General features: G+C 63.6%; 16 protein-coding genes. 3 read left to right on the top strand and 13 right to left on the bottom strand.

Features of this window, described 5'->3' with window-relative positions:
* Positions 1 to 197 precede the first annotated feature (197 nt).
* On the bottom strand, positions 198 to 491 hold the full coding sequence (locus EN846_RS35090) for a hypothetical protein (protein WP_187331318.1): 294 nt from the start codon (positions 489 to 491) through the stop codon (positions 198 to 200).
* Positions 492 to 689: 198 nt separating this feature from the next.
* Positions 690 to 875 carry a hypothetical protein gene (locus tag EN846_RS12615; RefSeq protein ID WP_127284691.1) on the bottom strand — a complete coding sequence of 62 codons (186 nt, stop codon included), beginning with the start codon at positions 873 to 875 and terminating at the stop codon, positions 690 to 692.
* 208 nt (positions 876 to 1083) lie between these two features.
* On the opposite strand from EN846_RS12615, the gene EN846_RS12610 reads away from it, so the two are divergent.
* Positions 1084 to 1983, top strand: a complete 900-nt coding sequence (locus EN846_RS12610; protein WP_127284690.1) for a LysR substrate-binding domain-containing protein — start codon at positions 1084 to 1086, stop codon at positions 1981 to 1983.
* Between the two features lie 26 nt (positions 1984 to 2009).
* Here EN846_RS12610 and EN846_RS12605 read toward each other — a convergent pair whose 3' ends face one another.
* The 3 genes from EN846_RS12605 to EN846_RS12595 all read right to left on the bottom strand — a co-directional run bounded on the left by EN846_RS12605 (position 2010) and on the right by EN846_RS12595 (position 5639).
* The gene (locus EN846_RS12605) at positions 2010 to 2957 is read right to left on the bottom strand and encodes an alpha/beta hydrolase (protein WP_127393459.1); all 948 of its coding nucleotides are present in this window, start codon (positions 2955 to 2957) and stop codon (positions 2010 to 2012) included.
* Positions 2958 to 3199: 242 nt separating this feature from the next.
* The gene (locus tag EN846_RS12600; RefSeq protein WP_127393460.1) at positions 3200 to 3385 is read right to left on the bottom strand and encodes a hypothetical protein; all 186 of its coding nucleotides are present in this window, start codon (positions 3383 to 3385) and stop codon (positions 3200 to 3202) included.
* 184 nt (positions 3386 to 3569) lie between these two features.
* Complete coding sequence (locus EN846_RS12595; RefSeq protein ID WP_127393461.1) at positions 3570 to 5639, bottom strand: ASKHA domain-containing protein; 2070 nt, start codon at positions 5637 to 5639, stop codon at positions 3570 to 3572.
* A gap of 71 nt (positions 5640 to 5710) precedes the next feature.
* On the opposite strand from EN846_RS12595, the gene EN846_RS12590 reads away from it, so the two are divergent.
* Positions 5711 to 5971: a hypothetical protein gene (locus EN846_RS12590; RefSeq protein ID WP_127393462.1), complete on the top strand. Its 261-nt coding sequence runs from the start codon at positions 5711 to 5713 to the stop codon at positions 5969 to 5971.
* 79 nt (positions 5972 to 6050) lie between these two features.
* On the opposite strand, the gene EN846_RS12585 is transcribed toward EN846_RS12590, so the two are convergent.
* The 7 genes from EN846_RS12585 to EN846_RS12555 all read right to left on the bottom strand — a co-directional run bounded on the left by EN846_RS12585 (position 6051) and on the right by EN846_RS12555 (position 11484).
* Positions 6051 to 7022, bottom strand: coding sequence for a methyltetrahydrofolate cobalamin methyltransferase (locus EN846_RS12585; protein WP_127285130.1), 972 nt, complete (start codon positions 7020 to 7022; stop codon positions 6051 to 6053).
* Between the two features lie 80 nt (positions 7023 to 7102).
* A complete protein-coding gene (locus tag EN846_RS12580) occupies positions 7103 to 8194 on the bottom strand; it encodes a methylenetetrahydrofolate reductase (protein ID WP_127285131.1) in 1092 nt (363 codons plus the stop codon).
* Positions 8191 to 8790 (bottom strand): methylenetetrahydrofolate reductase C-terminal domain-containing protein, encoded by a 600-nt coding sequence (locus tag EN846_RS12575; RefSeq protein WP_127285132.1) that lies wholly within the window; start codon positions 8788 to 8790, stop codon positions 8191 to 8193. The genes EN846_RS12580 and EN846_RS12575 overlap by 4 nt, the downstream gene beginning before the upstream one ends.
* The gene (locus EN846_RS12570; RefSeq protein ID WP_127285133.1) at positions 8783 to 9085 is read right to left on the bottom strand and encodes a virulence factor; all 303 of its coding nucleotides are present in this window, start codon (positions 9083 to 9085) and stop codon (positions 8783 to 8785) included. The genes EN846_RS12575 and EN846_RS12570 overlap by 8 nt, the downstream gene beginning before the upstream one ends.
* 239 nt (positions 9086 to 9324) lie before the next feature.
* Positions 9325 to 10107: a formyl transferase gene (locus EN846_RS12565; RefSeq protein ID WP_127311104.1), complete on the bottom strand. Its 783-nt coding sequence runs from the start codon at positions 10105 to 10107 to the stop codon at positions 9325 to 9327.
* A gap of 143 nt (positions 10108 to 10250) precedes the next feature.
* Positions 10251 to 10829, bottom strand: a complete 579-nt coding sequence (locus EN846_RS12560) for a DUF4893 domain-containing protein (RefSeq protein ID WP_127393870.1) — start codon at positions 10827 to 10829, stop codon at positions 10251 to 10253.
* Positions 10830 to 10854: 25 nt separating this feature from the next.
* Positions 10855 to 11484, bottom strand: a complete 630-nt coding sequence (locus tag EN846_RS12555) for a DUF1638 domain-containing protein (protein WP_127393869.1) — start codon at positions 11482 to 11484, stop codon at positions 10855 to 10857.
* A gap of 64 nt (positions 11485 to 11548) precedes the next feature.
* Between EN846_RS12555 and EN846_RS12550 the strand changes: the two genes are divergently transcribed.
* Positions 11549 to 11689 carry an entericidin A/B family lipoprotein gene (locus EN846_RS12550; protein ID WP_127393868.1) on the top strand — a complete coding sequence of 47 codons (141 nt, stop codon included), beginning with the start codon at positions 11549 to 11551 and terminating at the stop codon, positions 11687 to 11689.
* Positions 11690 to 11773: 84 nt separating this feature from the next.
* Here the strand turns inward: EN846_RS12550 and EN846_RS12545 are convergent.
* On the bottom strand, positions 11774 to 12167 hold a 394-nt coding region (locus EN846_RS12545), incomplete at its 5' end, for a cobalamin-dependent protein (protein WP_189523006.1).

The following is a 12167-nucleotide window of genomic DNA, read 5'->3' as shown; positions in this document are numbered from 1 at the left end:
CCTAGAGAGGTTTGGGACAATTAAATTTGCGACATGGGTCGCAAATGGGCAATCGCCTGGGGAATAGGCCCCGATGTGCTACCGGAGCGGGCAGAACGGCCCCTGGGCAAAAGAAACGCCGCTTCGGTCTTGCCGAAGCGGCGGGGAGGTCAACTTCACAGCGTCGGCTGGGAGGCGCCGCGCCTAAAGTCTCAATATCAGGCGACGAAACCGAGGCGTGCGGCGGCCAGGGCGCCGGTCTGGCCGGGCATGGTCTTGGAAAGGCGCTGGCGCTCGAGCGCGGTCGTCAGGTTCATTTCGCGGCGGTGGAACAGGCGGGCAAGAAGCTTCATAATCATCTCCATTCGGTTGCTCAGACGGGTCGCCTTCGCGTGATGGAGTGGGGCAGCTCGTTTGCTGGCGTTGATATAGGCTTGTGCGAACGAAAACGAAATCGCAAAAGCGAAGCGCTTGTTATGAAAAGCGACACCAATTGCGACATTTTTGGGCAATGTGCCCAGGATTTACGATTGTTTACAACGCGTTAAATCGAAAAAGCAGCGTTATGCGATTGGTTCATATGCGTCATGCAGCCGTAGCATGGCTCGGAAAAATCATTTGAATGCAAACAAAACAGGCGGTTGGACAAAATAGAGAGGCCTGCCGGGCTGGGTCCGCCGGGCAGGCCTTCAGGTTTTGATACACACGATTTACTTTGCTCCAGCCCAGGATCCCACACCGTGGCGAGCACCGGTCCTGGCATCGGCGGCTTCCGGCCAGCCGATATCCTTCTGCAGTTCGATCGGCAGCGCATGGATGGCGCGTTCGGTCTGGTAACGGGCGCGGGCCGCGGTGAATTCGGTCGCAAGCCGGCCGATGGAGGAAAGGATGGACATTTCATTCTCCTTTGCGTTGGGCCGGGAGTTGCCCGGCGGCAGTCTGTTTCAGCTTCATTTCTGTCGAATGCAGGTCCGTGCCGGGGTCGTTTGATGGCTGCTTGTGGCAACAGCCTGCTTCGATGGAGTTGACTATCCTACCAAACTGATGTTCAATCAAACGAAATGGAATGATCGTTCGCATCAGAAAAATTGAAGGCTGACCCCGATGAACGCCCCACTCAATCATCCGCTGCCGCTGCTCGATCTCGATGTCCTGCGCACCTTCGTGGCAATTGCCGAAACCGGCAGCTTCACCACGGCCGCCACCGCCGTCTTCCGTACGCCGTCGGCCGTCTCCATGCAGATCAAGAAGCTGGAGGACATCCTCGGCCGCTCCGTCTTCGCGCGCGACGCGCGCTCGGTGACGCTGACGACTGACGGCGAGATGCTGCTCGGCTATGCCCGCCGGCTGTTGTCGATCAACCGCGAGGTGGTGTCGAAGTTCATCATCCCCGACATTGTCGGCGTGGTGCGGCTGGGCTCTCCGGACGACTACGGCGAACGCGTGCTGCCGCATGTCCTGAAGCGCTTCGCACAGTCGCATCCCTCGATCGCCGTCGACGTCACCATCGACCAGAGCATCAATCTGCGCCGGCGCATGGACGACCGGGCGCTCGACATCACTCTGCTCACCAACTCCTACAAGACCAGCGCGCTCGGCGCCGAGGTGCTGTTGACCGAACCGATCGTCTGGGCCGGCGCCAAGGGCGGCTGCGCGCATTTGCGCGAGCCGCTGCCGGTGTCGCTGTGGGAGGAGGGCTGCGTGTGGCGGGCCGGCGCCCTCGAGGCGCTCGGCCGCGAGGGCCGCAACTACCGCGTCGCCTATATGAGCGCGCACACGGCCGGCCAGCGCGCCGCCATTATGGCCGACCTCGCGGTCGCGCCGCTGCCGCGATCGTTCCTCGGCGACGAGATGGTCGCGCTTAGCCCGAAGGACGGCATGCCCGATATCGGCACTTACAACCTGGCCATGGTGGTGACGCCGGACGCCAGTGCGCCGGTGAAGGCGGTCGCGGACCATATCCGCGCTACTTTCGAAGTGTTCAAGGAAACCGGCAAGTTCTGAGCTTGGCTGGCAAGTCCGGCTAAGGGTCAGGTCGCGGCGTGACCCTCAAGCGACCAGCCACGAGCCTTGACCGGCCGCGTTCTGGTTTCCCCAGTCAGGAAGGCAACGATGCTGTTGCGCGCGCGCCGCGTCTCCGGCATCTCGATCAGCGGCCAGACGTGGAACATGCCTTCCTCGTAGACGACCTCCACCTCGACGCCGGCGGCCCGCGCCTTCTCGGCGAAGATCAGGTTGTCGGGGGTGAGCAGGTCGTGCGAGCCGGTCAATAGCAGCGTCTTCGGCAATACCGAAAGGTCGCCGTAGAGCGGGCTGATGTGCCAGTCCGCGCGATCGATGCCGGCACTGTAGAGCCGGATCGCCTCCAGCCCGCCGGCGATGCCAAGCCACGGATCGTTGCGCTCGGCCTCGAACACTTCGGGGTTGGAGAGCGACATGTCGAGTCCGGGCGAAATCAGGACGTGGTGCGAGGGGAGCGGCAAGGCGTCCTCGGCCGCCATCATGGTCAGCACCACGGCCATGTTGCCGCCGGCGGAATCGCCCATGAAGACGATGTCCGCGGCTTCCGTATCCTCGAGCATCTGCCGGTAGACCTTGCCGACCATGCCGAACATGGCGTGGAAGTCGTGCTCGGGCGCGATCGGGTAGATCGGCACGGTGATGCCGAAGCCCAGCCGCTCGGCCATCTCGGCGATCAGGCCCCAATGGTAGGAGGTGATCTGGAAGACAAAGGCGCCGCCATGCAGATAGAGCATGCGCTTGCGCTCGCCGGTCCTTGGCGCGATCTCATAAACGGGAAAGCCGTTCACCATGCGCTCGGCGATATCGAAGCGGGTGCGCAGCGAGGCTGGCGGATGGTGATCCTCGGTCTTGCGCGCATAGGCGATCCAGCGCTGCAGGTTTTCCGGACTGGAAAAGGCCTGCTTGCGGCTATGCCTGAGGACAAAAGAAACGACGTGACTTTTGAAGCTGGGCATGCGGATACACGAACTTCGGCGGAGCCGACTAAGAGAATTCCCCTCTAATCCGAAGATCGTGTCTTGGGCGGAAATGTCAAGATTTGCGCCGGGTGCAACACGCTTGTGTGATCCTGCCGTGCCGCTGCGTCCAGTCTAGCGGCGCGGCAGCAAGGCGACGCGCAGTTTGTTGTCGCCGGCAGCCGGAGCCGCATCACGGCCCCGGCGCTTGGCCAGCAGCTTGCATTTGTCGGCGAACGTCATCAGCGCGCCGAGCCCAGGAGCAATTGGGAAAGCACGGCCTGCGGATCATTCGGCGGCGACGCCGGCCAGCCGATATCCTTCTGGATGTCGACGGGCAGACTGTTCAGGGCCCGGATCGACTTGTTCCTGCTGTGCGCAAGCTTGATGGCCACCCCATAGCGGCCGAGGCTTTCGAACATCGACATGGTGTTTCCTCCGGAAGCGGCGGCGGGAAGACATTTCCGGCCGGCCGTTCGACGGGTGCCTAAATGCGCCCGGCGTGTTTCCAGCGGATTTCACGAAAACAGCGTTTCGGTTTCCGGATAGGGCGATCCGGAAACATTTGCATGCAAATGAAAATGGGAGACTTTGGGAGGCGGCGAGAGGCTGCTATTCCCGGCCGCGCCTTGCCGCATGGCCCTCGCGCGAGCGCCGGCGCGGCGTGGCGTCGCCGGCAACACCGTCCTCGCTGACCGTCTTGCGCGGCGGCAATTTCACCGCAGCCGAAAGCTTGGGGAACGGATCGACCTTGTTCGGCAGCGCCATGGCGTAGACGAAGTGCTCCTGGAATTTCGGCTCAAGCGCGGTCTCGATCTTCTCGATGCGGCTTACCGTCTCCTCGATCTCGCGGCGGTAGCCGCGATTGAGCAGAGCCATGCGGGCACCGGCGCCGGCGGCGTTGCCGACTGCCGAGACCTTGTCGAGATCGCAGTCCGGGATCAGGCCCAGCACCATGGCGTATTTCGGATCGATGAAGGAGCCGAAGGCGCCGGCGAAATGGATGCGGTCGACATGCTCGGTGTTCTGCTTTTCCATCAGTAGCTTGGTGCCGGCGTAAAGGGCTGCCTTGGCGAGCTGAATGGCGCGCACGTCGTTCTGGGTGATGGTGATCCTGGGTTCGCCGTCCTTCAGCACATAGGAGAAAGTGCGGCCATTGGCGACGACGCGCGGCGAACGCGCGGCGAGCGAGCCGTCGACCACGCCGTCCTCGGAGATGATGCCGGCAAGGTACATCTCCGCCACTATCTCGATGATGCCGGAGCCGCAGATGCCGGTGACGCCGGTCGCCTGCACGCTTTCGAGGAAGCCCGGCTCGTCGGACCAAAGCTCCGAGCCGATGACGCGGTATTTCGGCTCCAGCGTCTCGGGATCGATGCGCACGCGCTCGATCGCGCCGGGCGCCGCCCGTTGGCCGCCAGAAATCTCCGCGCCTTCGAAAGCGGGGCCGGTCGGCGAGGAGGCCGCCACCACCCGCGTCGAGTTGCCGAGCACGATCTCGGCATTGGTGCCGACGTCGACGATCAGCATCATCTCGTCCTGGCGGTGCGGGCCTTCCGACAGTGTGACGGCCGCAGCGTCGGCGCCGACATGGCCGGCAATGCAGGGCAGCATGTAAAGGCGCGCGCCCTGGTTCAGCTTCAGGCCGATGTCGGAGGCCTTGATGCGCACGGCGCCCGATACGGCGAGCGCGAAGGGAGCGCCGCCAAGCTCCGTCGGATCGATGCCAAGGAAGAGATGGTGCATGATCGGATTACCGACGAAGACGGAATCCAGGATGTCGTTGCGATGGACATTGCCTTCGGCGCAGACCTTGTCGACGAGGCCGGAGACCGCCTCGCGCACGGCGACCGTCATGCCCTCGCGGCCGTCCGGGTTCATCATCACATAGGAGACGCGGCTCATCAGATCCTCGCCGAAGCGGATCTGCGGATTGGACGTGCCCGACGAGGCGGCGACGCGGCCCGACAGCAGCGACACCAGATGCATGGCGATGGTGGTCGAACCGATGTCGCAGGCCAGCCCGTAGGCCTCGTTCTTAAGGCCCGGCCAAAGCGCTATGACGCGCGCGATGTCGCTGTCGGCATCCTTGTGGATGGCGGCGGTGGCCGCCCAGTTGCCTTTGCGCAGGATGCCCTGCACCTGCGGCAGCAGATAGAAGTCGAACTCGAGGCTCTTGAAGCCCCAGTCCTTCATCAGCGCGATCTTCAGCCGATCGAGATCGCCGAGCGGCTTGTGCATGTCGGGCTCTTCGATCTCGACATAGCACATGCGGATCGCGGTATCGCGGGCGATGACCCTGGTGTCGGCGTCCTTGCGGATGGTCTGGGCGTTGATGACCGTATCCTGCGGCACGTCGATGACGAGGTCGCCGAGGATCTGCGCCGAGCAGGACAGGCGCCGCCGCTCGGGCAGACCGCGCACGCGTTCGTAGCGCTCTTCCTTGGCGCCCTTGGCCGAGATGTGGTCATTGGAGGAGGTGATCTTGTGCTTGGCGAAATTGCCTTCCTGCACCTCGATCTGGCAGCGTCCGCAGGTGGCGCGCCCGCCGCACACGCTCTCGACATAGACACCGAGCTGGCGCGCGGCATCGAGCACCGGCGTGCCGACCGGGAACCGGCCGCGCTTGCCGGACGGCATGAACAGCACGAGCGGGTCGGTGATGTTGGTGTGCGAGTTCATGCCTGCATCGGTCTCGGTGATGATTGTCGATGCCGTTTAACGGATCGTTTCACTGTTGGGTGGAGTGTTTGATGGTCCAGAGGCCAATCATGTCCGATCTCCTGCTGTCCGCCATATTCACCGCTTTCACGATGGTGCGGGTGCTGAAGGGCCGCTGGCTGCGCAATCCGCAATATCTGGCGTCCGGCATTGTCGGCGCGATCGTCGCGGCATTGCTGCTGCACGCCTTCTGGCCTGCCGCCGACGATGATTTCATCGTTGGCGGCGTGACCGGCATTTTCGGGTCGTGGGCGGGGATGGCCGTGTTCGACGCGATCCTGGGCCTGGCCTGAGCGCAAAGCAGACTGAACCGACCACACCAAAGGTGCGATCGGTTCAGCGAGGTTTGCGGAAAGGCTCACGATTGCGCGCTTATCCCCTGGCCATCCGGGCTTCACGGCCACCGCGGCGGCGGCCGCCAGCGGCGCCTTCGCCAGGAGCGGTAACCGCCACGGGGGCGGCGACGGCGTGGCCGCCCTCGGCCGGCTTGTAGTCCTTGTAGGTGCGGATCCAGTTGGTGCAGTTCTCGTCGGTGCCGTTGAGCACATTGGCGCCGCGCACCGCTTCCATTTCCTGCGGACGCACCGGGTTCATGATCGCCGAGGTCATGCCGGCGCCGATCACCATCGGGATGAAGGCGGCGTTGATGCCGTGGCGGTGCGGCAGGCCGAACGAAATGTTGGAGAGGCCGCAGGTGGTGTTGACCTTGAGCTCCTCGCGCAGACGACGCAGCAGCGCGAACACCTGGCGGCCGGCATCGCCCAGCGCGCCGATCGGCATCACCAGCGGGTCGACGACGACGTCATGGGCGGGAATGCCGAAATCGGCGCAGCGCTCGACGATCTTCTTGGCGACGGCGAAGCGGACATCCGGGTCCATCGAGATGCCGGTCTCGTCGTTGGAGATGGCGACGACCGGGACATTGTACTTCTTGACCAGCGGCAGGATGGCTTCGAGCTTCTCTTCCTCGCCGGTGACGGAATTGACCAGCGGCCGGCCCTTGGCGACCTTCAGCGCCGCCTCGATGGCGGCGGTGACCGAACTGTCGATCGACAGCGGCAGGTCGACCAGACCCTGGACGATCTCCAGCGTCTGCACCAGCAGCGCCGGCTCGGTGGCGTTAGGGTCGACGGCGGTGACGCCGGCATTGACGTCGAGCATGGTGGCGCCGCACGCGGCCTGCTCCAGCGCATCCTTGATGACGGTCTCGAAGTTGCCGGCCACCATTTCGGCGGCGAGCTTCTTGCGGCCCGTCGGGTTGATGCGCTCGCCGATCACGCAGAAGGGCTGGTCGAAGCCGATGATGATTTCTTTGGTCGCGGACGCGACGATGGTGCGGGTCATGCAATCTCTCCGTCGTGATATAAAGAGTTCTTTATATCGTTATCTGATTTCGTTCAAGCGAATGGTGATCGCCCCGGCTCTCAATGCGCGGTCTTCACCATGTCCACCTGGGTTTCGGTAATCTCGTCATGCAGAATGTGATCGAGCCGGTCGGCGACAAGCTGGTCGTCGCGGCGGATTTCGCGCTTCCAGGGCTGGCGGCCCTTCAGCACGCCCGATTCATCGACGATCTCGGCGACGTACTCCTCCTGGCGATAGGCCATCACATGGACGCCGGCGACGCCTGGGATTTCCTTCACCTCGTTGATGATGTCGATGCAGAGCTGCTTGCCTTCCTTCTTCTGGTCCTGGGCGCCTTCCAGCCGCTTGATGATCGCGTCGGGGATATGGATGCCCGGCACGTTGGAACGGATCCACTTGGCCGTCTTGGCCGAGGCCAGCGGCCCGACGCCGCACAGGACGAAGACCTTTTCGGTGTGGCCGAGGTCACGCGCCTTCTGCATGAAGGTTTTGAACATCGGCACGTCGAAACAGTACTGCGTCTGCACGAACTGGGCGCCGGCGGCGATCTTCTTGCCGAGATGGATGGGGCGGAAGTCGAAGGGCGGGGCGAAGGGATTGACGGCGGCGCCGAGGAAGATCTGGGGCGGCGTCGTCAGCTTGCGGCCCGAAAGGAACTTGCCGTTGTCGCGCATGATGCGGCAGGTCTCGAGCAGCGACATGGAATCGAGGTCGAACACCGGCTTGGCGCCGGGCTGGTCGCCGGCCTGCACACCGTCGCCGGTGAGGCAGAGCATGTTGGCGACGCCCATCGCGGCGCCGCCCAGCACGTCGCCCTGGATGGCGATGCGGTTCTTGTCGCGGCAGGCGATCTGCATGATCGGGGCATAGCCCATGCGGGTGAGCAGCGCGCAGATGCCGACAGAGGACATGTGGCAGTTGGCGCCGGAGGCATCGACGGCGTTGATGGCGTCGACCCAGCCGTCGAAGATCTTGGCGCGGTTGTATACGTCCTCCGGATCGGCGCTGTCCGGCGGGTTGAGCTCGGTGGTCACCGCGAACTCGCCGCGCCTCAGCACGCGCTCCAGACGGCCGCGCGAGGTGTGGCCGGGCAAGGGATCGAGCGGCAGGTGGATGCCGGCCGGGTTCTCGTCGCGCTGGCGGATGGTCATGCGGACGCTCCGGTCTTGGTTGCATTGTCAGCCGGCTGGCGCGCGGCGGCTGCCTGGGCGGTCACGCGCAGCCAGGCGGAGGTTTCACGCAGCGACTGGTCGACCGGCTTCTGCACGTCGAGGATCTTGTCGCCATGCACCATGTTGCGCGAACCTTCCCAGGCCTTGACCCAGACGCAGGGCATGTTGGGCTCGACCTCGCAATTGCCGTTGGCGCGCACGCCGCCGCACGGGCCGTTGCGGAGCTGCTTCGGGCAGTTCATCGGGCAGGACATGCCGGTCGACGACAATACGCACTGGCCGCACATGCGACAGTCGAACATGAAGCCCTTGACGCGCTTCTCGACGAACTTGACCGGAGCCTCGACGCGACCGTAGCCGATGCCTTTCCACAATGGATGCAACAGCAGGAAGATGTCGGCGAAGCGGCTGTAGAACCATTCGAGCAATCGTGAGTGCCGGATAGACCACAATCTCACCGCGAAGGAACGCTGGACGCGCCGCTGCGGCGACACGTCGGCCGGCTTGTAGTCGGATTTCGGCGCTGCCTTCTTGACCAGAGTGGCCTGGGTAACCGCCGGTTGCTGTTCAGACATTTTCTTTTCCGCCCGCCTTGACCAGAGCGACCAGCCGCTCGCGGTCGTATTTCGTGTCGAGCTCGTGGAAGGCCCTTTCGACCTCGGCCTCGAGGTCGTCGCCGACCGGAACCGGGTCGGCCTTGCGCCATTCGGCCAGATAGTCATCGGTGCCGCCAGCGCCGGTGCGCATGGCGCACATGTCGATCGCCTCGGTGAAGCGCAGCGGCAGTTCGCGCTTGGCGTTCTGCCGCCCCTTCCTGACGATGACCTGGGCGGGGATGTCGCGCCAGTAGACGACGATCAGATCGGCCATAAATTTCTCACTCCCGTAGAGCGCCGTGCGTCCTTTTTGGACGCACAAAGGACGCTCTACCACTTTAACTTCGCTGCATCGTGCTTTCCAAAGATCGAGTCCGACTTCGGGCCGATGCAGCAGCTGCGAGCATTGCCGCATGCGCACTGGGGCCGCTTGTTATGGGACGACGCGCGCGCATTCAAAAGCGACGCTATTGGAGGTCGCAAAAAGAAAGGTGAAATAGCGCGGCCGGCCGGCTACCAGATGCGCTTCGTCAAGCCGGTCCAAAGGTAGTACCAGATCGTCGGATGATACCACTGTTTCGAGGGCAGGCCGGGATCGAATGTGGCGAGCTTGCCCGCCAGTGCGTCACCGACCGCTTCGACGCAGATGTCGCGCGAGAATGCCGCCTGCCGCAGCGCGTAGCTTGAGATGGTGTCGCCCGGTTCAGGCTTGCCGCGCGCCTGTCGCAGCACGCCGCCGGTGTCGACGCCGGCATCGACCAGATGCACGGTGCTGCCGAAATTGCCCGCGTCGCCCGAGGCCAGCGCCCAGTAGCCGCCATTCATGCCGCGATATTTGGGGGCGATGCCGGCATGATAGTTAAGCACCGGACAGGCTATCTTCGCCAGCGTCTGCCGCGACAGCAGCCGGCAGCCGGCCAGCAGTACCACACCCGGCTGGAGGTCGGCGATCGCCCGAAGGCACTCCGGCCCATTGGCCGAGGGGATGTCGATGATGGTCTGGCCGGGGCGGGGTTCGGTCTCCAGTTTCTGCTCGGCGATCAATCGTGCCGCATGGCCGGAAAAGAACCGTTTGCCAAGCCGCGTCAGCACCATGGTGCCAAGTTGTCCGATGGCCGAGATCCAGCCCTGGCGCCGAGCCCGGCCGAGAAGCAATTGCTTTTTGGATTCAGGTGTTTCGAGGACGACGCTGACAGGGCCGAGCCGATCGGCGATGGCGTTGACGATCGCCCAGATGTGCGGACCGCCCTCGGTGACGACGACGATCGGTCGTGGATCTGCCATTGGCGCTGCCATGGTTCGTGCCACCCCCTGGGGAACACCTGGTGTCGGAGCGCCCGGCGCGCCCGGATGGGAGCGGCCTGCGCAAACGCGCGGCATGCTAGGCTGGTGGGGTTAATCCTTGGTGACGGCGCGAGACCAAAGGTCTCTGGGTGGAATCAGCGCTTGAATTCCATGATGTCGAGCTTCGATTCGTAGTAGGGCGCCGGGAATTCAATGCGCCATTCGGCGGCGCTGTTGCGGAAGGCATAGCCGACCTGGTCGCTCTGCGGGCCGCTGCCATAAGGTTTGGCCGGATCTTCGTTGACGGTGAACGAGCCGAGATAGATGGCGCGCTTTTCGCTCTCGTCGAAGAAGCGGCCCTTGGTGCGCTGCGAGCCGCTGATCTTTTCCAGTCTCCAGCCGGAGCCGTCATCGCTCACCTTGCAATTGAACCAGCCATAGATGACGAGCGGGCTCAAGCCGCCGGCCTTGATGGTGCGGCATTTCCAGGTGCCGGTCAGGTCCTTTTCGGAAAACGCCACCAGCGGCTTGGCGAGGAGGGTATCCAACTGCTTGACCTCGGCCGGGTCGCCGGCCTTGGCCTCCTCGAGGGCGGCCTTGCGCGTCTCGCCATATTTGTCGAGCCGCGCCTTGTCGGCGGCGGTGATCAGTTTCTGCACCTCGCCATCGGCGTGAGCTGGCAGGGTCAAGCCGACACCCAGGCACACAGACAGAAGCAAAGCCCGAAAACGCATCGATTCCCCCCTCTTGATCAGCAGGTCAGCCGCGTGTGGCGGCCTCGGCCAGTTCCGTCGTCAGATCGCCATAGCCGGTCGAGCGGCGCTCATAGGCCAGGCCGAGCAGCGCCGCTGCCTTCTCCGCAACCCTGTCGAGCTCCGGATCGTCGGTCTGGGCGATATAGACCAGTTTCTGGTAATTGCCGAAATAGTCCTTGATCAGTTCGGGATGCCTGTCGAGGCCAAGCGGCTTCATGAAGAAGGCGTCGAACTGGCGGCATAGGAAATCGGTCATGTAGAACGACATCATGTCGTCGTCGGCGAGCTTCGCGTAGGCGTCCATGCCCTGGTAGAAGGCGAAGCAGTGCGGCCCGGCCATGCGCTCGACGCCGTGCTTCTCGCAGATGCGATCGAGCATGCCGCCGGTGCCGCAGTCGGCATAGCCGACGAAGATGTGCCGGTAGCCCTCGGCCTTGGCCTTTTCGATCGCCTTGTCCATCGCCGGCGGGATGCGGTCCGGATAGAAATGGAACTCCGCCGGCAGGCAGGTCAGGTCGAGATGGTCGAGCCCGAGCTGCTGCTTGACGGCCAGAACTTCGCGCGCAATCATCCCGCAGGCGATGACGAGCAGCCTTTCGCCTTGATCGGGTTGCGCTTTTCGCACGGCACTCATAGAACCAGCCGAACCGATTTGGTTGCGTTATCTTCTTACCTACAGAACGAGGGAGACACCGTCCATGAAACTGTCGCGCCTTGGCCCCATCGCCATTCTTGCCTGCGCGCTGGCCCTTTCGGCCTGCGCCAATACGATCCGCGGTGTCGGCAAGGACGTCAAATCGACCGCCAATGCCGTCGAGGACACCGTCAAGAATCCCTGATCCACGGTCTTCCAGAATCTGGGAACAAAAAAGCCGCGCTGCAAGGCGCGGCTTTTTTCATTGTTCATTGCGAAGCCGCTGGGCTCAAGCCGAAGCCCGCACATTGTGCTTGCGCTTCATGAAGTCCTTGGCGGTCTCGACCGCCACCGCCGCGTCGCGGCAGTAGGCGTCGGCGCCGACCGCCTTGCCGAACTCCTCGTTGAGCGGCGCGCCGCCGACCAGCACGACATAGTCGTCGCGGATGCCCTTTTCCTTCATCGTGTCGATGACGACCTTCATGTAGGGCATGGTGGTGGTGAGCAGCGCCGACATGCCGATGATGTCGGGCTGGTGCTGCTCGATCGCCTCCAGATACTTCTCGACCGCATTGTTGATGCCGAGGTCGATGACGTCGAAGCCCGCGCCCTCCATCATCATGCCGACCAGATTCTTGCCGATGTCGTGGATGTCGCCCTTGACGGTGCCGATCACCATCTTG

The organism is Mesorhizobium sp. M4B.F.Ca.ET.203.01.1.1 (assembly GCF_004791025.1).
GTDB lineage: Bacteria > Pseudomonadota > Alphaproteobacteria > Rhizobiales > Rhizobiaceae > Mesorhizobium > Mesorhizobium abyssinicae.
The sequence above is the reverse complement of the archived record's forward strand: the minus strand, read 5'-3'. Positions and strand labels throughout refer to the sequence as shown.